18 protein-coding genes and 3 pseudogenes are annotated in these 25,506 nt (G+C 56.4%); 10 read left to right on the forward strand and 11 right to left on the reverse strand.

Features of this window, described 5'->3' with window-relative positions; all coding sequences use genetic code 11:
- Positions 1-191: 191 nt before the first annotated feature.
- The gene (locus tag ACERI1_RS17265) at positions 192-1,361 is read right to left on the reverse strand and encodes an NAD(P)/FAD-dependent oxidoreductase (RefSeq protein ID WP_373619701.1); all 1,170 of its coding nucleotides are present in this window, start codon (positions 1,359-1,361) and stop codon (positions 192-194) included.
- Between the two features lie 234 nt (positions 1,362-1,595).
- Here ACERI1_RS17265 and ACERI1_RS17270 point away from each other — a divergent pair, with 234 nt between their 5' ends.
- Positions 1,596-2,768 (forward strand): sugar MFS transporter, encoded by a 1,173-nt coding sequence (locus tag ACERI1_RS17270; RefSeq protein ID WP_373619702.1) that lies wholly within the window; start codon positions 1,596-1,598, stop codon positions 2,766-2,768.
- A gap of 253 nt (positions 2,769-3,021) precedes the next feature.
- Positions 3,022-5,037 carry an AMP-binding protein gene (locus ACERI1_RS17275; RefSeq protein WP_373619703.1) on the forward strand — a complete coding sequence of 672 codons (2,016 nt, stop codon included), beginning with the start codon at positions 3,022-3,024 and terminating at the stop codon, positions 5,035-5,037.
- A gap of 87 nt (positions 5,038-5,124) precedes the next feature.
- On the opposite strand, the gene ACERI1_RS17280 is transcribed toward ACERI1_RS17275, so the two are convergent.
- From ACERI1_RS17280 to ACERI1_RS17290, 3 genes are read right to left on the reverse strand one after another with little or no spacing between them, the layout of a single operon-like run.
- A complete protein-coding gene (locus tag ACERI1_RS17280) occupies positions 5,125-5,565 on the reverse strand; it encodes a universal stress protein (RefSeq protein ID WP_373619704.1) in 441 nt (146 codons plus the stop codon).
- A 3-nt stretch (positions 5,566-5,568) separates the two neighbouring features.
- Positions 5,569-6,003, reverse strand: a complete 435-nt coding sequence (locus ACERI1_RS17285) for a metal-sulfur cluster assembly factor (RefSeq protein ID WP_373619705.1) — start codon at positions 6,001-6,003, stop codon at positions 5,569-5,571.
- 2 nt (positions 6,004-6,005) lie between these two features.
- A complete protein-coding gene (locus tag ACERI1_RS17290; protein WP_373619706.1) occupies positions 6,006-7,082 on the reverse strand; it encodes an amidohydrolase family protein in 1,077 nt (358 codons plus the stop codon).
- 138 nt (positions 7,083-7,220) lie between these two features.
- Between ACERI1_RS17290 and ACERI1_RS17295 the strand changes: the two genes are divergently transcribed.
- From ACERI1_RS17295 to ACERI1_RS17305, 3 genes are all read left to right on the forward strand, one after another.
- On the forward strand, positions 7,221-8,678 hold the full coding sequence (locus ACERI1_RS17295) for an aldehyde dehydrogenase family protein (protein ID WP_373619707.1): 1,458 nt from the start codon (positions 7,221-7,223) through the stop codon (positions 8,676-8,678).
- An 80-nt stretch (positions 8,679-8,758) separates the two neighbouring features.
- On the forward strand, positions 8,759-9,514 hold the full coding sequence (locus ACERI1_RS17300; protein WP_373619708.1) for an SDR family NAD(P)-dependent oxidoreductase: 756 nt from the start codon (positions 8,759-8,761) through the stop codon (positions 9,512-9,514).
- Between the two features lie 186 nt (positions 9,515-9,700).
- Positions 9,701-10,042, forward strand: coding sequence for a hypothetical protein (locus ACERI1_RS17305; RefSeq protein WP_373619709.1), 342 nt, complete (start codon positions 9,701-9,703; stop codon positions 10,040-10,042).
- Positions 10,043-10,176: 134 nt separating this feature from the next.
- Here the strand turns inward: ACERI1_RS17305 and ACERI1_RS17310 are convergent, their stop codons facing one another.
- The 5 genes from ACERI1_RS17310 to ACERI1_RS17330 form a co-directional block, all read right to left on the reverse strand.
- Positions 10,177-11,082 carry an ABC transporter permease gene (locus ACERI1_RS17310; RefSeq protein WP_373619730.1) on the reverse strand — a complete coding sequence of 302 codons (906 nt, stop codon included), beginning with the start codon at positions 11,080-11,082 and terminating at the stop codon, positions 10,177-10,179.
- A 99-nt stretch (positions 11,083-11,181) separates the two neighbouring features.
- Positions 11,182-12,774 (reverse strand): sugar ABC transporter ATP-binding protein, encoded by a 1,593-nt coding sequence (locus tag ACERI1_RS17315; protein ID WP_373619710.1) that lies wholly within the window; start codon positions 12,772-12,774, stop codon positions 11,182-11,184.
- A gap of 18 nt (positions 12,775-12,792) precedes the next feature.
- On the reverse strand, positions 12,793-14,007 hold the full coding sequence (locus tag ACERI1_RS17320) for a sugar ABC transporter substrate-binding protein (RefSeq protein ID WP_373619711.1): 1,215 nt from the start codon (positions 14,005-14,007) through the stop codon (positions 12,793-12,795).
- Between the two features lie 542 nt (positions 14,008-14,549).
- Positions 14,550-15,191 (reverse strand): hypothetical protein, encoded by a 642-nt coding sequence (locus tag ACERI1_RS17325; RefSeq protein ID WP_373619712.1) that lies wholly within the window; start codon positions 15,189-15,191, stop codon positions 14,550-14,552.
- 41 nt (positions 15,192-15,232) lie between these two features.
- Positions 15,233-16,009 carry an SDR family NAD(P)-dependent oxidoreductase gene (locus tag ACERI1_RS17330; protein WP_373619713.1) on the reverse strand — a complete coding sequence of 259 codons (777 nt, stop codon included), beginning with the start codon at positions 16,007-16,009 and terminating at the stop codon, positions 15,233-15,235.
- 125 nt (positions 16,010-16,134) lie between these two features.
- On the opposite strand from ACERI1_RS17330, the gene ACERI1_RS17335 reads away from it, so the two are divergent.
- The 4 genes and pseudogenes from ACERI1_RS17335 to ACERI1_RS17350 all read left to right on the forward strand — a co-directional run bounded on the left by ACERI1_RS17335 (position 16,135) and on the right by ACERI1_RS17350 (position 21,709).
- Entirely contained in the window at positions 16,135-16,989 is an 855-nt protein-coding gene (locus ACERI1_RS17335; RefSeq protein WP_373619714.1) for a 3-keto-5-aminohexanoate cleavage protein, read from the forward strand.
- A gap of 511 nt (positions 16,990-17,500) precedes the next feature.
- Positions 17,501-18,265: an IclR family transcriptional regulator gene (locus tag ACERI1_RS17340; RefSeq protein ID WP_373619715.1), complete on the forward strand. Its 765-nt coding sequence runs from the start codon at positions 17,501-17,503 to the stop codon at positions 18,263-18,265.
- 748 nt (positions 18,266-19,013) lie between these two features.
- Positions 19,014-19,618 (forward strand): annotated as a pseudogene (gene rdfA, locus ACERI1_RS17345) (rod-determining factor RdfA).
- Positions 19,619-19,750: 132 nt separating this feature from the next.
- Positions 19,751-21,709 (forward strand): archaea-specific SMC-related protein, encoded by a 1,959-nt coding sequence (locus tag ACERI1_RS17350; protein ID WP_373619716.1) that lies wholly within the window; start codon positions 19,751-19,753, stop codon positions 21,707-21,709.
- A gap of 78 nt (positions 21,710-21,787) precedes the next feature.
- On the opposite strand, the pseudogene ACERI1_RS17355 reads toward ACERI1_RS17350, so the two are convergent.
- Positions 21,788-21,868 (reverse strand): annotated as a pseudogene (locus ACERI1_RS17355) (IS6 family transposase); the annotation flags it as partial.
- A gap of 1,204 nt (positions 21,869-23,072) precedes the next feature.
- Positions 23,073-23,654 (reverse strand): annotated as a pseudogene (locus ACERI1_RS17360) (IS6 family transposase).
- Between the two features lie 688 nt (positions 23,655-24,342).
- Here ACERI1_RS17360 and ACERI1_RS17365 point away from each other — a divergent pair.
- On the forward strand, positions 24,343-25,506 hold the full coding sequence (locus tag ACERI1_RS17365; RefSeq protein WP_373619717.1) for an acyl-CoA dehydrogenase family protein: 1,164 nt from the start codon (positions 24,343-24,345) through the stop codon (positions 25,504-25,506).

Consider the following 25,506-nt stretch of genomic DNA (forward strand, 5'->3'; position numbering starts at 1 on the left):
TACGATTGGCGTGATACATGCAAGGACGCAGATGATCATGTCGTGGGTCGGGAGTTTCCGACACAGCAATGGGCACGTGTCTTGAATGACGATGGACCCGTTGTACGGGTTAGCTTTTGAACACCTCTCACCCCCTGTGGTTGATAGAACCTAGTTAACAACCACGGACCGACAACAATCATCGGCACTGTCTACAGCGAGGACCAAGACTTGCGAGCTTCGTTCCAGGACGTAATATCCGCTATCCAGCGGGCGGCGATGAGCTTTTTGAGCATCTGTGCTGGCACGCCGGTGAAGGTGTCGACGGGTAGGGAGATGCCGAAGGCCGGCTTGACCTTGTGGGCGACAGCTTCTTCGCCGACGGAGATGACGGTCCCTTTGTCCTCGTGTTCCCAGGTCCGGAGCGGTCGGTTCTCGATCGCACGGGCAATGTTCTCGCCAGCGACTTCCGCAGCCTGCCAGGCGGCCTGTGCTGTCGGTGGGGCAGGCTGGTCACCCTGATCGATGATCGCCGAGTCCCCGATAGCGAAGACGCAGTCATCGGAGGTCTGGAAGTTCGCGCCTGTGTTGACGCGGTTGTGTTCTTTCCCGAGGTCGGCATCTGCAAGCGTATCGCGCCCCGTGATCCCGCCAGTCCAGATGAGGATGTCGTGATTGAGGGGAGCGCCCTTGTCGAACTGGATATGCTTGTCGGTGGCTTTGGTAATCGGATCGTCGGTGTGGATCTGGACGCCAGCGTCTTCGAGTCGATCGCGCAGGGCCTGTTGGCACGCCGGGTCGTTACCCGGGAAGATTTCCTCGAGGGCTTCGACCAGATGGACCTCGATGGGTGCGTGGTGTTGGTCACGGAACTCAGCGATCTCGCCGGCAGTCTGGATGCCAGAGAGGCCGGCACCGCCGATGACCACCTGTGCGGGCTCGCTACGGGCCGCAGCCTGACTTGCTTCTTTGACAGCCTTGTGGATCTCGAGGGCGTCATCGAGGTTTTTGAGCGTTAGGGAGTGTTCCTCGAGACCAGGGATACCGTAGTAGGCGGTCTGGCTGCCCAGCGCAACAAGGACGTAGTCGTATTCGACATCGTCGCTTGCTGCGAGTTCGACAACCTGATCCTCGACGTTGAGTCCAACGACCTTGTCCTGAATGAACCGGGTCGACGGGTCCGCGATCCCATCGACAGGGAACGTGATGTCCGACTGGACTGACGGATCTCGAATTACGCGATGAGACTCGTGCAAAACGAGGTGATAGTCGACATCAGCGATCCACGTAAGCTGTGCGTTGTCGCTCAGTTCTGACTGAAGTTTAGTGATCGCGCCGGTACTGGCGTATCCGGCACCGAGTACGATGACGTTCACTGCCATATCCAGGCTTTAGGAGTACGATGATACAAAGGTATTGGAATGAATATGTCGGTACTTCTTGACCAAAGTTCCGTGAGGCGTGATGATTGTCGAAGAGAAGGCGACAGCCCGCGGCCGAGACATACGCTTGTGGTACGTCTACTCCAATGGCAATTCACTCGCATTCATTCCGACTGATTGTGAAAGTATAAGGTACCACTTTTTATCCCTGGCGTGTAGATGTGTGATAGCGACATGGTAAAGCGAAGGCTCTGGACAGCAGCGGTATTTCTGTTTATTATCAGCGACGGAATTACCTCGCAGGTTCGTGGCGCATTACTGCCGAGTATCAAAGACTCGTTCACTGTTTCAGACACTTTACTGGGTCTAGTTGCACCAGCTGGTACGCTCGGATATCTCTTCGCTGCAGTAGCCGTTGGCTTCGCAGCGAGTCGACTCGATACCCGTCGGTTCCTCTTGGTTGGGGCGGGTGGGACGGCGCTGTTCCTATCGCTGTTGAGCCAGGTCCCCACATACATGCTACTGCTCGTATTCCTGCTTGGACAGAGTCTTACGATTGGTGTCTTTCGGGGATTGGATCGAGCACTGTTGAGTACACTTTACCCCAAAGATCGTGGCCGACTATTCAATATCTACGCGCTGATGTGGGCAATCGGTGCCACGGTAGGGCCACTGCTGGTCAACCAGGTCCTCAAGAGCGGCGACTGGCGTGTCACCTTCCTGCTGTTGGCGGCTGGCTTTCTCCCGGCGTTTGTGCTCATCACGCAACTCGAGCTCCCATCGAATCTCGATAAGGGAGAGTCGTTCTCGTTGGCTGAACTCCGGGAGTTGCTCCAGAACCCCGCCATCGTCGGGATGGCAGTGGCGCTGTTGTTGAGCGGTGGCATCGAGGGTGGCTTCTTCACCTGGTTGCCCTACTACGCGAACCAGTACTTCCCGCGAGCAACCGCGAACGTCGTCCTGTCTGGGTTTCTGGTCGCGTACATTCCCGGACGGTTCGTCTACAGCCAGCTTTCGGGCCGGGTCGAACCACTCACGCTCCTCTTGACGTTGGCACTCGCCGCAATCCCAGTCCTCGGATACGTCTTCTTCATCAGCGACGGTCGCGGGATGATTCTCGGCGTCTTCCTTGTGGGCTTTTTTGTCTCCGGGTTCTTTCCGACGCTCTCGGCGTTCGGAATCGATGCCGTTCCGCACCACAGCGGCCCAGTTAACGCTATCGCGATCAGTGCAAACTTTCTCGGCCTGTCGGTCGTCCCGGTCATTATGGGCATCGTCAGTGACCAGAGTACCATCACAACGGCGATGCGGCTGCTCATCGTCTCGATGGCCGCCCTGGCGCTCGTCATCGTCGCGTCGAAGGTGGCCGTCAACCGACAGACGCCGACAGCCACTGTCGCTGACTAAGCGAAGACTTTTCGGTCGAATTGATCTGTAGACTGGCACATTTCGACCCAATACAGCGTTCACTGATCGCCACAAATCCAATGAGACGGATCCATCAGCATTCGTCTCCGAGCTGGCGTACCTCATCGATGAGATCTCCATCGGACTATACAAGGACGGATACCACTTCGAGTAATAGGGCGGCACACCGGCTACGTTCAAACAGCGACGACCGCCAATTATAGGTGATGGGAGCGCACACGTGTAGGCGAACATGGCGGAGCAAGAAGAGCCAGTGACAGAGACGGGTATCGTCCACGAGCCGAGCCGGGAATTCGTCGAATCGACGAACGTCTGGCGGTTCATGCAGGAGTACGGAATCGACGACTACGACGATCTCATCAAACGTACGACGACCGAGATCAACGGCATCCCCGATTCGGGTGTCGAGTGGTTCTGGGACGAACTCGTCGACTATCTCGACATTGAGTTCTACACGGACTACGACCACGTGCGAGACAACACCACGGGACCGCAGTTCACCGACTGGTATCCCGGCGGCGAACTCAACATCGCTCATAACGTTCTCGACAGACACGCTGCTCCCGACAGCGAACGGCGGAACAAGGTCGCCTGCATCTGGGAAGCCGAAGACGGCGAGATCCGCGAGGTGACCTATCATGAACTGCATCGCCAGGCCAACCAGGTTGCCAACACCCTCGAGGCGCGTGGCGTCGAGACCGGCGACACCGTTGGCCTGTATATGCCGATGGTCCCCGAGGTCATATCCATCCTCTACGGCTGTTTCAAGGTCGGCGCGATCGCGGTCCCCATCTTCTCGGGCTTCGGCGTCGACGCCGCTGCGACACGCATCGAAGACTCCGAGTGCAGCGTCCTGTTCACCGGTGACGGCTTCCAGCGACGGGGAGGGGAGATTACGCTGAAAGGGACGGCCGACGACGCCATCGAACAGGCCGGCCACGTTGAGCACACCATCGTCTTCGACCGACTCGGACTCGCCAGCGACGATGAAATCCCCTGGCATGATGACCGCGACGAACACTGGGCCGACACCGTCGAAACCCAGGATGACAACTACGATACCACGGCGCTTTCGTCGGATCAGGAGTCGATGCTCCTGTACTCGTCGGGCACCACCGGCAAACCCAAAGGCATCGTTCACACCCACGCCGGTGCAGTGATGCAAGCCGCCAAGGAGCTTCACTTCGGGTTCGATCTCAAGCCCTCGGACCGATTTTTCTGGGTGTCGGATATCGGATGGATGATGGGACCCTGGACGCTGATCGGCAACCACGCCTTCGGTGGAACCGTCTTCATGTACGAAGGTGCGCCGGATCACCCCCAGCCGGATCGATTCTGGCAGCTGATCGACCGCCACGAACTCACTCAGTTCGGCATCTCACCCACGGCGATTCGCGCCCTCCGCAAACAGGGTGATGAGTGGATCAAAGGCTACGACCTCTCTTCGCTCCGCATGCTCGGGTCGACGGGCGAACCCTGGGACGCCGAGTCCTGGCTCTGGTTCTACGAGCACGTCGGTGGCGGCGACACACCCATCGTGAACATCAGCGGGGGCACCGAGATCATGGGCTGTTTCCTCATGCCGATGCCGATCCAACCGCTCAAACCCGGGACGCTCGGCGGTCCTGGTCTTGGCATGAACATCGACATCGTCGATGGCGACGGCAACAGCATCAAGGACGACCACGAGCGCGGGTATCTGGTGGCGCGTGACTCCTGTCCGTCGATGACGAAATCGCTCTGGTCCGGTGATGAGCGGTACCTCGAGGAGTACTGGTCATCGTTCGAGGACCCACCGCTGTGGGACCACGGTGACTGGGCGCAGAAAGACGAGGATGGTCTCTGGTTCCTCCACGGACGCGCCGACGACGCCCTCAACGTCGCCGGTCGCAAGGTCGGTCCGGCAGAGGTCGAAGGCGCTGCAATGGAACACGACAGCGTGAACCAAGCTGCGGCCGTCGGCGTCCCCGACGACACGACGGGGACAGCAGTGGTTCTCTACGTCATCGTCGAGGACGGATTCGAGGAAGCCGATGAGCTGCGCGAAGAGATTCGAGCGATGGTCGGCCAAGAGCACGGCAAGCCGTTCCGCCCACGAGAGGTGCTGTTTGTCGACGAGTTCCCCAAAACACAATCTGGAAAGATCATTCGACGGGCCGTCGAGGCGACCTACACCGGCGAGGACCTCGGTGACATGAGCAGCATCGAGAATCCGGAAGCGCTCGACAACGTCGAGAACGCCAGGTAACAACGGTTCCGCAGGCCGTTTTTCGAGCAGTACTACGCTACAAAGTGACGAGGAATCGAGACGGCGAGGCAGGAAGAACTGCCGGCGTCAGCGTTCCGGATTCGGAACAGTGACCACGGGACATTCGACCGACAGCAGAACGTCCTGAGCGGTCGACCCGAAAAGGGCCTTCCCGGTCGGACTCCGCTTCCGGAATCCCATCACGACAATGTCGATATTATAATCGGTCACGTAGTCGAGGATTTCGCTCGACGGGCTCCCATCTTTGACGACAGTGCTGACGTCACCATCGTGGTCAGCGACGATGTCGGTGGCTTCATCGAGTAGGTCCTCGGCTGCCTCTCGCTCGGCAGCGTACCACCCTTCGTCTCGACCACGACCACCGCGTGTGAGACTGGTTTTCTTCTCGGTGTACTCGATGATGGAGAGTATCGTGATGTCGGCGCCTGGGTAGTGTGTGACCGCGTGGTTGACCGCGGCCATCGATTGGGGCGAGTCGTCGAGCGGTACGAGTATCTGAAGTGTCATGGCTCAGTCCGAGCGCTCCGCGTAGGGTGTGATGTCCGCAGCCTCGACGCGCTCCTGGAAGCGCTCTCGGCGTTCTCGCTGCTGCTGTTCGGACATGCGTTCCGCCGTCCAGACTTTCCCGCTGGTCACCTGATGAACCTCGGCCTCCTCAATCCCCTCGAGAGACTCAACGCGCTCTTTGATCTCGTCGGTGATGTCGATGACGTACATGCACCGCTGGGAGGTCAGCAGGATGTCGATCCGCGCCTCGCCAGTCTGCTCGTCGACCGTGATGTCGTCGATGATACCGAGATCGACGAGATCGATCGGGTTGTCGGTGATACAGCTACAGGGGTCGAGAACCTCTTGAAGCTGTGCCTTGATAGCCATCTTGAGATCACTGTCGAACTCGGTGTCGGGTGTGATGTGATCTTGCTCGGCGTGTTCGATTATACGCATCGTTATGCAGGGGTGTCGTAGGTCGACCACGGTTCAGCCGGGTAGTCACCGGTCTCTCTGCGCTCTTGGCGCTTCTGTTCCCACTTGTCGCCCTTGATGTCCTTTCTGACCTTCTCAGGGTCTTTGTCCAGGAGTCGGAAGGCATTCTTCCCAAGGATCTTTTCTTTGATCTCATCGGTAACTTGTGGGTAGTCGTTGCCGGCGCGCATGTCTTCGGGAATCTCGAAGTCCCAGAAAGACTCAATGGCCGCCTGCGGGTGCAGCGCCGTTGCGCCGCCGGAGAAAACGATGCGGTCCGGGCCGGCCCAGTAGAGCATCTCTCCGAGTGAACGGGCGAACTTCCGCGGTCGCGAGCAGGCCATGTGAATCGTGTTTTCGAGGTTCGCGTAGACGTTCTCGTGGCTCGCCATCGCGAAGACGGTTTCCTCGAGGAACGAGAAGCCGGCGTGGATGACCTCGAAGTTGAGTTCGGGGAAGGCGTTCGCGGCGTCCTCAACGTCACTCATGCGGAAGTAGCGGACCGGTGCCGTCGCGAACGGGATGAACTTGTGGATGCCGACGGACGTCACGTCTAGTTCGGCGGCTTTCTCCAGGACGGGGCGGACCGCGTCCTCGTTGAGTTGCAGCGAGAGGTCCTGGCCGTTCTGGTAGCGGGCGGGGTAGAGCTTGATCCCCTCGACGTCTTTCTCTTTGACGTAGTACTCGACCTGCTCGACGGCGTCGTCGTCGAGCGGGTTGATGTCGACGTACATCGAGACGCGGTTGGGATTACGGTCGCGAAGCTTGAACCCTTTCTCTCGGGAGACCAATCCGTCGTGGAAGTAGTCGTCGAGCGGCAACGAGTGATAGTTCGTGTAATCGACTTGACTCTCCACGAAAAGCAGCCGTTCGAGTTCTTCAACTGAGTGGTCGCGGTGGAACACTTCTTTCGGGTGGACGTACTTCTCGGGCTGGAGTTGCTCGCCGAGTTCGAACGTCTCGTCGTTCCAACGCTGTGCGTGTGGGTGTTTCAGATTCTCCTCTGCGTGGTTGAAACAGTGCGATACTGAATCAACAACTAGGGCGCCATTGTCTAACATAGCGTAGAATATAGTTACGCGAATCCGGTAATAAAACTTTTGATAATGAGTTTACGCCTTCCAGCCAGGATCCGTCTCATCCAGCACCTAGTCGACGCACAAGCTATTTAAACGGTCAGAGAGTCCTTCTAGGCGTCAATGTCGAAGAAAGTGCCAACTGCAGTCAGGAGCCAGTACGATCTATGGATCGGCGGAGATAAGTGGTCGGCCGGGAGCGATGACCGGCTGGCGGTCGTCAATCCCGCAACTGAAGAGCCACTTGCCGATGTCGCGATGGGGACAACCGACGACGTCGACGCTGCAGTCGAAAACGCTCGCGACGCGTTCGAGTCATGGCAGCGTCGCCCACCCAAGGAGCGAACGCGGATTCTCACGGATATCGCGGCCGCCATCCGCGAGGAAACCGACCGACTGGCTCAGATCGAAACGCTGGAGAACGGCAAGCCGCTCGCGGAGGCCCGAGAGCAAGTCGAACGCTGTGCCCGCCACTTTGAGTACTACGCCGGTATCGCGGACAAGATCCAGGGAGAGTCGATCCCGCTCTCCGAGGAGTACGTCGACTACACCGTCCGCGAACCCCTGGGTGTCACCGCCCACATCGTCCCCTGGAACGTCCCGATCTACCTCTTCGCGCGGAGCGTCGCCCCCGCACTCGCCGCCGGCAACGCGGCTGTCGTCAAGCCCGCCGAAGAGACGCCGCTGGGAGCGCTCGAGCTCGCCAGACTCGCCTCCGAGGCCGGCCTCCCCGACGGCCTCCTCAACGTCGTTCCCGGCTACGGCACCGAGGCCGGAGCCGCGATCACTGGCCATCCTGACGTGAACGGCATCACCTTCACCGGCTCTGGTCCGACCGGGACGGCAGTCGCGAAAAGCGCCATCGAGAACGTCACTGAGACGCACCTTGAGCTCGGCGGAAAGAGCCCAAACGTCGTCTTTTCGGACGCCGACTGGGAGGCCGCCCTCGACGGGACGATGACGGGCATCTTCAGCAACGCCGGGCAGGTCTGCTCGGCGGGATCGCGCCTGCTCGTCCACGAGGACATCCACGAGGCGTTCGTCGACGACCTCGTCGAGCGTGCAGAGTCGCTCGAGGTCGGTTCCGGTATCGAGGGCGCGGACATGGGCCCGCTCGTCTCCGAGGCCCACTTTGAGAAGGTCCTGAGCTACGTCGAAATCGGTTGCGAAGAGGTCGGCGAGCCGGTGGCCGGCGGAAGTGCGCTGGACCGCGATGGCTACTTCGTTGAACCGACGATCTTCGACGATGTACCGATTGACACGCGCATCGCTCAGGAGGAGATCTTCGGGCCGGTACTGACGGTCACGCCATTTGCCGATGAGGACGAGGCCATCGAGTTGGCCAACGCGACGGACTATGGCCTTGTCGCAGGCGTCTACACTGAGAACGTCGGTCGCGCCCACCGCTTTGCCCGTGAGGTTGACGCCGGCCAGATCTATATCAACGAGTACTTCGCCGGCGGCAACGAGACGCCGTTTGGCGGGTTCAAGGACAGCGGGATCGGTCGCGAGAACGGCGTACAGGCCATCGACAACTACACGCAGGTGAAGAACGTCTGTGCGAACATCGACCGGCGCTGATCAGCTGTCGCCAAATTCTGCGATTTCTCGCCGTCAGTAAAGCGACAACACTTATGTGTGAAAAATCACCACGGATAGATATGGGAGATAGACTCAGCGGCAAGGCTGCGATAGTGACTGGAGCATCGTCAGGCAACGGTCGTGCTATTGCGCGCCGCTTCGCGGAAGAAGGCGCCAGTATCACCGTCGCAGACATCCGCGAGGACCCACGAATGGGTGGAGAACCGACACACGAACTCATCACCGATGCAGGCGGCGAGGCGCAGTTCCTCGAGTGTGACGTCAGTTCGATCGCGGACCTACAGGAAGTTGTCGAGGCAACGGTCGACGCGTACGGCTCGCTTGATGTCATGGTGAACAACGCAGGCGTCGAACGCCAGCTTCCCATCGAGGAGGCCGACGAGGATGACTACGACTGGCTGATGGATATCAATCTCAAGGGGGTCTATTTCGGCTGTCAGGCAGCTATCCAGCAGATGGTCGACCAGGACGACGGCGGCGCCATCGTGAACATGTCCTCGATGGCTGGGATTCGCGGCCTAGAGAACTCCTCGCTGTACTGCACCTCGAAAGGGGGCGTAACGAACCTGACCCGAGAGCTAGCTGTTGAACACGGAGAAAACGACATCCGCGTGAACGCACTCAATCCGGGGTTCATCGAGACGGCGATGACGACGAAAGACGGCGAAACAGCTGACAATCTCCTCGATCAGACGCCGCTCGGGCGGGCGGGTCAGCCCGAGGAAGTCGCCGACGCAACGCTGTTTCTCGCCAGTGATGAGTCGTCGTACGTCAGCGGTCACAACCTCGTGATGGACGGCGGATTCACTGCGTGATCGGACCCCACTGACTTTTCTCGAGCCTCGCACCCGGCCAGTACGAGTGTTATAAGCTAGTTTTTAATACAGGACACCAGATTGTGGTGGATGATGTGAGTTGCACACTATCACGGACCCGAGGACCTCCGAGTCGAATCAGTAGACGAACCAACGCTCAGCGAGACTGCCGTCCGAATCGACGTGGTGGCCTGTGGGATCTGTGGGACGGATCTCCACGAGTACGAATCCGGCCCCGACCTCACTCCAAATGAAGGCGAACCTCATCCGCTATTCGAGTCGACCGAGGGCAAACCGAACCCTGATCCCACTCAATCGGGGCTGTTCCACCTCTGTGTCATTGACGAAGACGTCGAAGGTTTAGCGACGCGTATCGATGAGGCCGGAGGTGACCATTATTCCGAAGTGTGGAAGATATTCAAGGACGATGACCAATACACCCAGACATACTGTCGAGATCCATACGGGGACCTCGTCGAGATCTACTCACACAGCCACGAACGGATATACAGCAACCGCCCCGACTGAGCGAAACGACTCAAAAACTCACTGGCACAGCACGGCAATTCGTGTATTGGGTCGCCCGAACGCTCGAGTTTTTCGAACGGTACACACGTCGATCGATGCTGATGTCGATGTAGCAGTCGAAAGCGCGATGCCGTCTACTTGACCACGTCGATCTTCTCACGGTCGATAGACATCGCAACTGCGCTAACGACCACGACGCCAAGGATGATCTCCTGGACGAACGGATTGATCGACAGGAGGTTCATCCCGTTCTGCAGGACAGCGATGACCAGCACGCCGAGGATGGTCCGGTGTGGACCACCGACGCCGCCGGTCAGTGCTGTCCCGCCCATGACGATCGCCGCAATACTGGGCAGCATCATTCCACCAGCGATGTTCGGCGACGCCGATGAGATGCGCAGGGTTAGCAAGACGCCCGCGGTCCCACAGAGCAGCCCTGAGAGGACGAACGGATAGATCTTGTACCTGTCGACCTTCGCACCGGCGAGTTCGACGACACGCTCGTTTTCACCGAGGGCGAAACAGTAGCGGCCGAACTTCGTCCGCCAGGCCAGGAACACGGTCGCACCGTAGATGAGCAGGCCCCACATCACGAGGTTCGGTATGCCCGGAATCCACGTCCCGGTGGCAATGTTCCGGATCGCCTGATTGCGGAAGGTAATTGTCGAACCGCCGGTAACGATGAGCGCGACCCCCATCATGACCGACAGCGTACCGAGTGTAACGAGGAACGACGGGACCTTCAGTTTCGTGAAGACGACGCCGTTGACCAGCCCCGCGAGCATCCCGGCACCGATGGCGATTGGGATGGCGAGCAGTCCCAGCTGGTACTCGGAGATCAAAACCACCGTCAACACGCCAGTCAGTGTGACGATGGACTCGACCGAGAGGTCAATACTCTGTTGGAGGATCGGAAAGGTGCCAGCCAGTGCGACCAACAGCAGGAAGGCACTGTTCTTCGCCACGTTGTTGATCAGGTTCTGAACCGTCAGAAACTCGCGTGTCCCCACTGCGAACAGTACAGAGAGGAAAAACAACATCGCGAACGGCCCGATGTCCCGTATCCAGTCGTGTAGTGTTCGTTGCTCGCGTTGTTCGTTGAGCCATGCTTGAACGGGATTCGTGTTGTCAGCGCTCATTTAGATCATCTCCTGAATTAGGTCTTCTTCGGTTGGCTTGTTCCCAGCCGAGGCATCGAACGTCTTGTCGGCGAACTGGCCGTCGTTCATCACGGCAATCCGGTTCGACATCCCGATAACTTCCGTGAGTTCGTCACCGATAAACACGATAGAGACGCCCTTACTGGTCAGTTCGCGACAGAGGCGATACACTTCCTCTTTGGCACCGACGTCGATACCGCGCGTCACGTTGTCCATGACGAGAATCGGCGTATCCTGGGCAAGCCAGCGAGCGATGACGACTTTCTGCTGATTGCCACCACTCAGTCCATGAACAAGTGCGTCTGGACCAGGTGTCTTGATATTGAGTTCCTCAATGGCGTCAGCCGTCGCCTGTTGCTCAGCGTCGAGGTCGAGCAGAGGAAGTTTCCCGTTCATCGTCCGCACCATCGCAAGCGACGTGTTCGTCCGGACTGACTGGTACAGCAACACACCCTCCGATTTCCGGTCTTTCGGGATGTACCCGACACCGGCGTCGACCATGTCCGCCACTGATGTGACGTTAACGGCCTCGCCGTTGACCCTGATCGTTCCGTCGGTCATCGCGATATCACCGGCCAGTACCCGTCCAAGCCGCTCCTTGCCAGAGCCCTCAACGCCGACGATGCCGAATATCTCCCCCTCTTTGACCGAAAACGAGAGCGGACCGATTTCCTCAGTCGTTAGTCTTTCAACACCAAACGTCTCTGAACCGAGTTCGGAATTGGTTCGCTGGTCGGGGACGCGGTAGTACTCGTCTGCCGTCTCGCGACCGACCATGCTCTGCTGGAGGTCATCAGTCGTCGCCTCCGCTGCTGACAACTCGTCGACGAGTTTCCCATCTTTGAGAACGTAGACGCGGTCCGAGACGTGAAGTACCTCGTCGAGTTCGTGCGAGACGAAAACGAACGTCGCCCGGTCTCTAAGGTCGTCAATCAACTCGAAGAGAAGTTCCCGACCGGCCTCTTCAAGTCCGGCGGTCGGCTCGTCAAGCAGGATAACCGGGTTATCGGACTTCTGCGAAACGTGGAACGCCTTGGCAATTTCGAGCATCTGGCGCTCATTGAACGAGTATTCCTTGACAAACTCGTCGACGTCGATATTGATCCCGAGGTCGTCGACGAACGACTGCGCCTCCTCGCTCATCTCCTCGCGGTCGAGGACGCCGAGCTGTCCCTTTTCACGACCGAGGTACAGGTTCTCGTAGCCACGGAAGTTCGTAATAACGTCTTGTTCTTGATGGACGAGAGAGACGCCGTGGGCGGCCGCCTCCCGCGGACTCGTGAACTCGACGGACTCCCCATCGACATGTAGTTGGCCTTCGTCCGCTTCGAGGACACCCGTTAGGATGTTTAACAGCGTGCTTTTTCCCGCGCCGTTCTCGCCGACCAGACCGATGACTTCCCCGCGATGGATGTCGAGAGACACGTCCGAAAGCGCCTGGACGTGCCGGAATGATTTCGAGACGTTCTCAACACGGAGGCTAATCTCTCCCTTGACAGGATTCTCGGCTGATGCTATACTGTCACTCACACCCTCACTTGTGTTGAGGGTATGTATATCAGTTTCGGACATTCGTGCAAGTACCCTCTCTCATTGCTTCAGGGGGTCGTTGGTGAACCGATCTTCGTAGAGTTGGGCGATCTCCTGCTGTGCGCCGCTGTCGGTGTACGCATCCGGCATCGAGTAGTTGTTCGGCTTGTCTGCGTCCTTCCAGTCGAGCACCTGCTTGATATCCTCCTGGCTCATCGGCTGCAGGTCGACCTGTGGGTCCCAGCTGTCTTCGCCGGCTTCGACAACGGACATCTTCTCCCAGTCGTACGGTGTCTCCCCCTCGAAAATCGCTTCGTTGTACCCGGCAGCGTCGACAACGGGAAGTCGCTCAACGACATCAGTCCACTCATCAGGATTTTGCACACAAACCGGCGCGTTGAACGACATCATCCGCTCCGCTGGCGCGAGCTTATGCCCGTTGAGCCAATCGTGGCACTTCACGAGCGACCAGCCGGCCTGCCACGGACCCATCCCAGAGACCGAGGCGGTCATCTTCCCCTCGGCGATCTGTGCAAGGCCAGGTTCACTGGCATCAATGCCGACGGTCGGCACGTCGATGCCGTTTTCCTCGAGGATCGTGTTCCCGCCGATGGCGACGGCGTCGTTCTGTCCGAAGAAGCCGTCGATGTCGTCACCGAACTGTGAGACCTTGTCTGCCATCGCGTCGCGTGAGTCTGACCGAATGTAGTTCCCCTGCAGACGCGGACCAAGCATCTCGATGTCCGGGTACTCCTGGAGCGCCAGGTCGACACCTTTGTTTCGCCCGATGTTCGGTGCCGTGCCCCGGTTCCCTTCGACGTGGACGAAGCTGCCTTCGCCACCCATCGCTTCGAAAAGGATCTTCGCTGCCGTGTAGGCGTGGTTGACGAAGTGGGGTGCGAAGAACTGGACGTACTCATCGCCCGCGTCCTGTGGCGTGTACCAATCCGCGATGGTCACCGCCAGAATCGTCGGCACACCTGCTGCCACACACGTTTCCGCCAGCGAAATCGCCGCCGCGTTCGTGTACGTCTGTCCGATTATCGTATCGGTGTTACTGGCGACCGCCGTGTCAAACTGCTCCTGCTGGGTGGTGACGTTCCCGTCATTCGTCTGGAGGTTCGTCTCGTAGCCGAGCGCCTCTGCCGCCTCTTCGTAGCCTTTCTTCCAGGATAGCCAGTAGGAGTTCTGGAGATTCGCAATCGAACCCAGCGACGTATTTCCTCCGCTAGAGTCGCTCTGAAGACAGCCTGCGATACCAGCGAGGCCCGCCATCGTCCCGGCACCTGCTGTTTGTTTGATGAATCGCCGTCTCGACTGATTACTGGGATTGCCTACCATGTGAATACACACCTATGTTTCTGTACAATCCCTATATATAGATTATGGTGTATACAGCCATACTCATGTGGGCAGAATAAGGATTGATCCGCTCGAGTTCATAGGATAGATCCAGATTCACTAAACCATCCAACCACACAGGAGCTTACGCTGCTGTTGCACCGGTTGGTCTGCCACTGTGCCAGTAGGGACATTACTGCCCTAGCCCATATTACAGATCAGGACTGCCTGTGATACGGTCTGCATGAGCAGAACAGAGAATCAAGACGAAGGTCGGCTACGGCCACTGAGCAATCCCCATCATGCACTTCCTGTCCTACAATAGAGCCCGCGTCTTTCGGCTTACTTCCTCACGCTTGGCGGTCACGCTCGTACATCTATGAAATTCCGAGAGATCCGGGAACGTGAGCCAGTGTTCTATTCCTGGGTCAGACTCCCAACAAGCACGATGGTTTCTCTCTCAACAGGCAAACAAATTATTGTTTTAGCGGGTTGCTGGTGAAGCGGTTCTTGTGCAGTTCAGTGATTTCCTGCTGTTTGGCGCTGTCCGTGTATACGTCCGATATCGAGTAATCATTTGGCTTGTCCGATTCATCCCACGCAAGCACCGTCTTTATCTCCTCTTTGTTCATCGGCTGCAGGTCGATCTGCGGGTCCCAACTATATTCGCCGGCTTCGACGACGGACATCTTCTTCCAGTCGTACGGTGTCTGCCCTTCGAAAATCGCCTCGTTATACTCGGCGGCGTCGACGACTGAAAGCCACTCGACTGTTCCGCGCCACTCACTCGGTTTTTTCACGCAGACTGGTGCGTTGAACGACATCATCCGCTCTGCCGGCGTGAGTTTGTGCCCGTTGAGGAAGTCGTGACACTTCGCGACTGACCATCCCTCCTGCCACGGCCTCATCCCAGAGACCGAAGCAGTGATTGCGCCTTCGTCGATCTTTGCGAGACCGGGTTCGCTGGCGTCGATACCGACGATCGGGACGTCTATGTCGTTCTCCGCGAGGATCGTGTGACCGCCGATGGCGACACCGTCGTTCTGGTATTCCCGACAGTATCCCTCGCCAACACGGCAGTCCCGCCGATCCAAGTGGTGGGAGAAAGGTGCAGCCACCGCCGTGAACAGTCGCTCAGGGAGCAGTACGTCGTCCCACGTCAGTACATCACTTTGCCGGCGGAGACATTGATATCCTGACCCGTGATGCGGTCTGCCTCGTCGGAGCAGAGAAACGAGACAAGGTCAGCGACGTCCTCGCGCTGGACGAGTTCGCCGCGTGCGCTCTCTGACTCAACATCGCTCCGTACTTCTTCGTACGTTTGTCCGTTCGCTTCAGCCTGTTTCTCGAATACACTCCTGATACGCGGGCCATCAACCGAACCTGGACAGACGGCGTTGACGTTGATATCGTGTGCACCCACTTCAGCTGCGAGCGTGCGGGTGAAGCCGATTAACCCCATCTTCGTCGCCGCGTAGGGAGTCCGGTTGACGAGCGGGCGCTTGCCGGTGACCGACGCGATGTTGACGATCCGACCATAGCCAGCATCTTTCATGTACGGCAGGACGGCACGGCACATCGTGAACGGGCCAGTAAGGTTCACCGCGATGGTCTGTGTCCATTCGTCGGTTGCAACCTCCTCACAGGGTGTCGTCGGGCCGGCGATGCCGGCGTTGTTCACCAGAACGTCGACTGATCCAAACTTCTCAACGACTGTATCGATGGTCGACTCAATGCTGGCTTCGTCGCCGAGGTCCGTGTACACTGGGAGGCCGGTCTGTCCTTCATCTTCAATCAGGGTTACAGTCTCGTCCATCGCGCCGTCGTCGATGTCCGCAACGACGACGTCGAAACCTTGGTTGGCTAACTCTACACAGATCGCTTGTCCGATACCGCGACCACCGCCGGTAACAATCGCAGTGCTATCGTGAGTCACATACTGAGAACTCATGTTCAACACTATAAATCTAGTGAGTGGTTCGTCCCAAATCCATGCGACAGCCGATCGTTCCCCTTGCCGACACGAACGTTTAAATAGCAGTCAACATATTCTGCAGCCGTATGGCATACAGTGGCTACGAGGATTACTTCTCGAAAGAGGTAATCATCAGTGTTGCAACGACTGGCGGTCATCACGGCAAAGAAGCGAACCCGAACCTCCCGACACAACCCGAGGAGGTCGCTAGGGACATCCAAGCATGCGAGGAAGCAGGCGCGTCGATGGTGCACCTGCACGCGAGAGACGACGATGGCGAGAACACGAAAGACATCAAGCGGTACCAAGAACTGCGCGATCGGATCGAGGAGTACTGCGATGATATCATCGTCAACTTCACGACCGGCGGCGGGGGCATCTACTCACGCGAGGAGCGTATCGCCCCGTGCTTGGAGACTGCACCACGTCCGGAGGTAGCGACGGTCGATTTGGGGCCGGTCAACTTCGGCCAGACGCGAACCGCAGTGAACACCCGCGAACAGAATGAGGAGTACGCAGAACGGATGCGCGAGGCCGGCGTGAAGCCTGAGCTTGAGCTGTTTAACCCAGGTCATATCCCGGAGGCCGAACACCTGATTGACGAGGGACTGCTTGACGACCCCTACTGGGCGACGGTCATCTTCGGAATGCAAAACGGGATGCCCGCGAGCCCAGGGAACCTCGTCACCTTCGTCGAGAATCTCCCAGATCCGGTCGAATGGCAGTGTCTTGCGGTCGGCAAACACCAACTCCCAATGACGACAATGGCGATGGCCATGGGGGGGCACGTCCGCGTCGGGATGGAAGACAACGTCTACTATCGCAAGGGCGAACTCGCCGAGAGCAACGCTCAGTTGGTTCGCCGAGCTACACGAATCGCCGACGAACTCAACCGGCCAGTCGCGACTCCCGCAGACGCACGCGACCTCCTTGGCCTCTGAGCACCGCACTGCAACGACCAAGCGCAGGGATATCGCACTAGCGCTGCACGCCAGCCAGTCTGTCCAGCGCTCAGAGCCCTCCTTCACAGATCTCGAATTATATTTTCGAGTTTGGAGATAACAACGAGATTTTATAAGAGCCTGCAGTCCACCCGAATTCGGTCGGTCAGGTCTTCGGACCAGATACCCAGCAATGACGGGTGGGAATGTCAAATATATTTAATGTCGCGTCATGATTCGGCATGTGCGAATCCATCCATCAGGATTATTCACTATGGTATAGATTAATACCGCTTAGGCTGCCGAAATCGGGTGTTTCGAAGGGAAGACGTCGTAGTCGGCACCAACTGGTCCCGTCGATCATAGATATTTTCAGCTAGTTACTTTTCAAACTATGACGGAATTCACGGCATGGGAACTTTATAAGCGAAGAGGCATTAGGACAGTATCAGCGAGAATATCAATTCGGGTATCGCGAATTATTTATAACCTTGCTAGGTGAAGTCTGGGTATGGAAGGGAACACAACGCGCACGCTCGCAACGACGCAGACCTCATTCGAGATTATCGAGTTACTCAAAGAGCGCGGCGGCGGGCGAGTGACTGAACTCGCCGAGGAACTGGATCTGGCTCCAAGCACAGTTCACAGCCACCTCGCGACGCTCATTGAGACGGGGTACCTAACGAAGGAAGGCGACATCTACCAACTAGGGCTCGCATTTCTCGAACTTGGCGAGCACGTTCGAACTCGTAAAGAACCGTATGCCATCGCGGAGTCGTACACGGAACAACTGGCGGCCGAAACCGACTCACGCGCCGTCTTCGCTGTCGAAGAACATGGCAGAGGCGTCTACATGTACACGTTCTCCGGAGATCACGCCGTGTGGACGTACTCTTCTGTCGGCAAACGCTTCCCGCTACATGTGACGGCAGCCGGGAAGTCAATCCTCTCTCAGCTCCCCGATGCACGCGTTGAGGAGATCATCGACCAGCACGGACTCGAGCCGAAGACGGACAACACCATCACGTCACGGGATGCGCTGCTTGAGGAACTGGCCACTATCGATAAGAAGGGCTACGCCATCAACCGCGAGGAACAGCTTGACGGCGTTAAGGCAGTCGGTGTTCCGGTTTTCGGTCCCGACAGGCAAGTCCTCGGCGCCTTCAGCGTTGCGAGTCCTGCTAACCGCATGAAAGGGGAATGGCTCGAAGACGAACTCCCGGAGATAATCCTCGCAACCGCCAACGAGTTCGAACTGGAGATCTCCCTGACGTAATGAGTGTATTGAACGTCAAGTGAACTGAAAAACCATGGCCAACTACTCCGACTGGTTGAACCGACGGGAAATCGGGAATGCCGCCCAGTTCGTATTACAATTGTACTCCTGTAATTCTCAGACGAACCGCATTCGACTCCCCGTTTGGCCAGCGCCCCTGCCACAATTGACATGGGGTCGGGATTGGAGACTCCGAGTGTCTGGGCGTCGGCACCGACAGGTTTGATCATTAGTCCAAGTATCGTGTGAACCGACTCGGGATCAAGCACGAGGCACTTGGCCTGCTCCGCCTGTAGATCGCTCGCTTCTTGAGGGTGGAGCTTCCTGTCTCTGTGTCGGAACGTGCAGGGACAGGCTCCACAGCGTTCACGAGAACGGAGTTTTCGTACGGCCCACCAGAACTCTTCAACTTCTGAGGACGGTTCCAGACTCCACAAGTGACTTCCCTTTACGGGTGGCTCGGAGTGTCCCACTCCTACCGGATGGACACTCGGCCACAACCCACGATACACACTTTTGTCACGTTTGAACATCGTCGGCTGTGTGGTGAGTATCATACTGCCTTTGGACCTCAAGGGCAGTAAAAGTGCCGAAACAGCTGAAAGAAACTCGTGCGGGGTTGTATCCCTTCCTTTCTCGCTTCGCTTGCTGAGAAAGGGGGCTTACCACCCACAATTACAGCTAAATCGCCCTCGTGATTTATTCTGGGAGGGAAACCCCCTCACCTCCCTCTTATTTCATTCATATAATGACCAACCTCGGTGACTCCGAGACGGACGAAGCGTTATGTGGCTGTAAGCGTGGACAGGTCGCCGACAAATACGACTTGACGGGTCTCGACCACGAACTGATCCATACTGGACCGTCGATGCCGACGAACCGCTCAGCACACGGCAGTTCGCGACATACGTGAAGCAACAGATACTGTCGGCGGTACTTGCTAACGCGAATATTCCGCCGCGAGAGGGGGAAATCGAGAACACATATCGATTGCTCACAGACGACGTCAGCAGCGGCACACGGGTCCAAACACGAAATGAACTGCAACGCGATGGGGTTCCGGTCGAGCAGGTTGAATCTGATTTCGTCTCTCATCAAACCGTCTACAATCATCTCACAAAATGCCTCGAGACGGAACTCGAGAAGCCAAGCGACGAGGAACAACTCGAGCGAAGCCGCGAAAAGCTCGCTGCGCTCCAAAACAGAACCAAGGCAGTGACATCGGATACGATTGCCCGACTCGATCGAAAGGAGCTCATCGATATCGGTGAGTTCAATGTTGCCGTCTCCATTACCGTGACTTGCGAGGAATGTCTTCAAGAGTACACTGTCAGGGAGTTACTCGACGAATGATCCTGTAACTGCCAAAGCCAATCGTAAAAGAAACGTCTCGACAGTCAAGATGCGATCGGTCGCACACAGCGAGAGATCCATACAATGGGATGAAGCGTTATACCTATGTAAGAGTAGGAACTACAACAATGCATGAAACCCGAATTAGGAACAGCCAAGCAGGAGGTTCCGACGCAGGCAACGCTGTCTGCGACGAATATTGGTGGGATCGACGAGACGGAGGTCTCGTTTCAGGACGGAGTGACGGTCCTGTCCGGACGGAATGCGACCAATCGAACATCACTTTTACAGGCGATTATGGCAGCGCTCGGAAGCGATCAGGTAAGCCTCAAAGCCGATGCCGACGAGGGAAGCGCAACGCTCGAGTTCGGCGACGAAATCTACCGCCGACACCTCTCCCGTCGAAACGGAACGATCACCACCGATGGCGATCCGTATCTGGAAGATCCGGAACTTGCAGACCTCTTTGCCTTTTTGCTCGAGTCGAACGAGGCACGCCAGGCCGTCGCTCGCGGCGATGACCTCCGCGAACTGATCATGCGTCCGGTCGACACCGGCGCAATCAAGACAGAGATCGAACAGTACGAGCAGCGAAAACGTGAAATCGACGAGCAACTCGACGAACTGGACACACTCGAGCAGCGACTTCCCGATCTCGAAGCGAAACGGACGCGGGTGACCGACGAGATCGAGACGCTACGGGACGAACTCGAGACAGCCCAGGCTGACCTCGAAGAAACGAACGTCGATGTCGAAAAGCGGCGGGAAGAACAGTCTGAACTCGAGACGAAACTCGACGAACTGCGCGAGACGCGATCCGAACTCGAACGCGTCCGTGACCGAATCGAGACTGAGCGCGAGAGCATCGAGGCTCTGAAAGAAGAACGGAGCGAGATTCGAGACCGACTCGAATCGCTTTCGACGGGCGAAGAGACCGATGTGAGTCAGATCGAAGCCGAAATCGATGCGCTCCAAGAGGAGAAAGCGGACCTCTCCGAAGAGATTTCACAACTTAAGAGTACGATCCAATTCAACGAACAGCTCCTCGAGGAACCGGACTCGTTCCTTGGCGAAACAACCGAAACCGATGACGGGCCCATAACGGACCAGCTGCTCGACGAGTCCGAGACAGTCACGTGTTGGACCTGTGGTTCCTCGGTCGCTCGAGAGCAGATCGAAACGACGATCGACCAACTCCGAACCGCACATCAGGAACGCCTCAAGGAGCGATCCGAGATCGATTCTGAGTTGACTGATCGGCGAGAAACGCTGTCGACGATCAAAGAGAACCGGACCGAATACCGACAGACACAACAGCGCCTCGAGTCGACCGACGACGAAATCGAACGCCGGAGCGACCGAATCGACGACCTGACGGACAAACGCGAGGATCTGACCGACGCAATCGACGATCTCGAAGCTGAAATCGATGACCTCGAAAGCGAGGACTACGGCGATATCCTCGACCAGCATAAAGAGGTCAATCAACTCGAGTTCAAACTTGAGCGCAAAGAGCGCAAACGTGACGAGATCGAAGACGAAATTGCCACGATTGAGGATCGGCTCAACGAGCGCGAAGACCTCAAGAGTCGTCGTGAAGACCTGACCGACGAACTGACGGACCTCCGAACGCGCATCGACCAGATCGAGGCGAACGCCGTCGAAGCGTTCAACGAACACATGGAGAACCTCCGTGCGACGCTCGGATATGATAATCTCGATCGGATCTGGATCGATCGAACCACGCGAGAGGTTCGGGAAGGACGCCGCAAGGTCACGAAGTCGTCGTTCGACCTCAAAATCGTGCGTAGCACCGACGATGGCGCAGCCTACGAAGACACGATCGATCACTTGAGCGAAAGCGAACGGGAAGTGATCGGACTCGTGTTCGCGCTTGCAGGCTATTTGGTTCACGACGTCTACGAGACGGTTCCATTCATGCTGCTCGACTCCCTCGAGGCAATCGACTCTGAACGGATCGCAGCGCTCGTCGAGTACTTCGAATCGCACGTCCCGTATCTCGTCGTGGCACTACTGGATGAGGACGCACAGGCGATCGAATCGCCTCACAGCGAGATTACGGAGATCTAAACTGGTTTCGGAGACGATTTTCTTCCACCCTTGAGCTCGAAGTGGAGCGAGGTCCTCACGAGATTGTGCTATATAGAAGGATTCTGGATTGACGACAGCGTAGAGCGAAACTGCCGACCGTTGATTCGGATCACCGTCTCGTCAAGCGATGTGATCCAGATTTGTGTTGCTCGCCGGCTTATAGGTCGGCTTTCTGTACCTAGTTGTGAACAGCCTCCGGTAAGCGTTCGACACCGATCCCCCAGTCCTAAGATGGCGCCCAAACGACAATCTAGCAAAATAGAATCGAATGCCAAGCTTCATCAACTCGCTCGGTGTTCGCTCTTGTTCGATCCGTTCACTACAATCGCAGAGATGAGTGATTCTGACCATTAATCAGCTGAAGCTCGTCTTATCTCTTTCTTAGCCTTAACTAAACAACATCATACACTGATGAAATTGAATACCCAGTACTATTTGATCAAGTCATATTTTTCTAAATACTATCCTCTCTTAGGGAGGTTAGATGTAAAGAGGACACTATCAACCGTTCGTAACGCGGCCCCATAAAGCCGACCTCCAGCCGACAGCTGGGAAACAATCATATCATGTTGCAATTGACGAAGTTATAATCCAACTTGACTGTCAGTGTCATTGGCTGTACGTTGCTGTCGGTCTAGAAACAAACGAATTGCCCTATTTCAGGCACAATTCAACCCGAACCACCGAAATCACCTCAGTGTTTTCAATGAATTATAATAGAACCATCATATATCTTACTCCCCCGATTCTTGTTGATTCAAAGCCATGAATCAACGCTGCGCTTCATGATTATGGCTTCCAATTTTGGCGCGGAAAATGTCAACTTGAACGCAGTCAAAGACCATCATATAGGTTAGAGGCTGTTGTATTTATAATTTTAAAATAGTATTGAGAAAAGTTGATCCAGAAACTGCTAAAACAGGGCTTCAGAACTGTGCATACTCTTCTACGGAAGTTCCACAGTTTCACGTACAATCAGTCTGGCTTCAACTTTGACAAGATTCGCCCGCATGAGGAGTACTTCTCGCAGGATTACCGCCGGCTCTGTCAAGAGATCCTGTTGTTCACGAAGTTGGATTGGAACAGTTCCGACTTCTGCAAGCACCTACCGGTCACGTAGAAGGTTGGCGGCATCTTGGCCGAACCGGAGGCATCGGGTGTCAATCTTGACATCCACTATTACTACTACATGTGATTGAAACGGTTTTCCTCTTCTTTATCAACCAGACCAATATATCGAATTATACTTTATATCTGTGGGAAACTAACCTCTCCGCGGTTCCAACTCTCTGGAGGGTCGTGTTTAGTTTGCAGCATTGTGCCAGACGGCGAAGGCTTGAAGCTACGATTCTGCTGTTGACGGTTTTGCGTGGCTAAAACAGTTTGAGAACGAAGAGGTGCGATGTTTTATCCCTCTAAATATACGTTCAGCAGTGTTCCGATTTCTATGCTTTTCGTATCGAAATCGGAGCCCAGATCGACGGAGGGAAGTTTGTAGATGTTTTGCTCCATCGACGAGAAATATGGCACCGTTGAGATCATGTTTCTCAGAGAGTTCCTGCAAGAACCGTTCGGTCAGCACAGTCGTAGTCGTCGAATATAGGCGGATATGGAGAATTCTATTCGTCTCTGGATCAACAGCAGTGTACAGCCAGTAGCGATATTCGTCAAGTTGAATCACCGTCTCGTCAAGCGCGATGTGATTCGGGTTCTCGTCAACGGCTGGCTGTAGATCGCACTTGTGAACTCAATCGTGAACGGCCTTTCGACTGCGTTTGACACCAAAACTATCTAATTCTCGAACTGTATTTGAAAGCGATAGTACTGCAAGGTAAAGTCGAATCCCAAGTTCCATCAGCTGGCGCGGTGTCCGTTCTCTCTCCACAAAACTCAAATTGATCCAATTGAACAGTCCTGAAAATATCTGAAGTGGATGATATCACCGATCATTGTCCAAGACGAAGATGAATTTCATGATCTCATTAAAGGAGTCTTCGAACAAGTGACACGACGGGCCAACTTCAACAAAAAGTGGACAAAACAGGTTTACTTGACTTTCAGAAGTTATATTGACAATTATCGAGTCATCCGAACAATTCTCATTAGCGGTGTGGTATAAGTTGATGCGTGATTTTCATAGGGGGTTGAAGGAGAAGTCCTGATCTGATAAGGACAGGGCGAATCAGTATTTCAGTTGGTAGCAGAATACTATTCCCCTTGTGTATTTATATTGACAATGGCAGAAAATGTCATACTTCGTGTGCGATCAAGTAAGGAGGAGAGAATGGAATACTGTCTCCTGATTGGCCGGGAGACGGTAGTTAATTGCTATCGGGTGCAGTGAAAACGACCGCCAGCGGCTACCGCCGATGTCACAGTCTTCGCGGTTTCTCACGTTTCAATTGTTCTACAGGCGGAGCAATCTAAGTTTCTCGGGACTTGACTCCGAGGCAATTCACTGTAAGCAGCAGGGTTCTCTCCTCAAACGAAGATAGATTCTGATCGTTTTCAATTACATACGAACCCATGTTGACGATAGTTGGTCCAACAATACCCCATTAGAATGTACTACATCCAAAAATTTATTATATATTAGGACCGTGTATAGACCCATGCTCGATTACTACGGAGTGGAAGCGGACCTTTCAGAAGAAGAGAAGATGATCCAAAAGTCAGCGCGGGAGTTCGTCGACGAACAGGTGCGGCCCGATATCGACGAGCACTGGATCGAAGGTACCTTTCCCACAGATCTCATCCAGAAGATGGGCGAGATGGGCTTTTACGCGCCCAATCTCGAAGGCTATGGCTCGCCCAACGTCAGCGAGAAGGCCTACGGCCTGTTAATGCAGGAACTGGAGGCGTGTGACTCAGGCCTGCGCTCGATGGCGAGCGTCCAGGGCGCACTCGTCATGTACCCAATCCACGCCTATGGAAGCGAGGAACAGAAAGAACACTGGCTCCCCAAACTAGGCTCCGGCGAGGCCGTCGGTTGTTTCGGCCTCACTGAGCCTGAACACGGCTCGAACCCCACCGCAATGGAGACTCGTGCCGAGGAAGCCGACGAGGGATACCTGCTGAACGGCTCGAAAACCTGGATCACCAACTCACCTATCGCCGACGTGGCTATCGTCTGGGCCCGTGACCAGACTGACCCTGACACGCCCGTCCGTGGCTTTTTGGTCGAGACCGACCGCGACGGCGTCAGTACGAACAAGATTGACGAAAAGCTTTCCCTGCGAGCCTCGATCACCGGCGAAATCGGCCTCAACGATGTGGTTGTCCCCGAGGAGAACGTTCTTCCCGGCGTCTCCGGCATGAAGGGCCCACTGTCCTGTCTCACCCAAGCCCGCTACGGTATTGCTTGGGGTGTCATCGGAGCCGCTCAGGACGCCTTCGAGACTGCACGCCAGTACGCCACCGATCGCGAGCAGTTCGGCGGGCCGATCGCCCGCTTCCAGCTCCAGCAGGACAAACTCGCCGAAATGGCTACCCAGATCACGCTCGCTCAACTACTCGCTCACCGACTCGCGGACCTCAAAGAACGGGGTGACCTGCGCCCTCAGCACGTCTCGATGGCCAAGCGCAACAACGTTCGGATGGCCCGCGACCAGTCCCGTATTGCCCGCGAGATCCTTGGCGGCAACGGGATTACGGCGGACTATTCGCCGATGCGTCACATGGCCAATCTCGAAACGGTCTACACCTACGAGGGCACTCACGACATTCACACCCTCATCCTCGGCGAGGACCTCACCGGCATCGCTGCCTACGAGTAG

Origin of the sequence: Natrinema sp. HArc-T2 (assembly GCF_041821085.1) — an archaeon.
Lineage (GTDB): Archaea > Halobacteriota > Halobacteria > Halobacteriales > Natrialbaceae > Natrinema.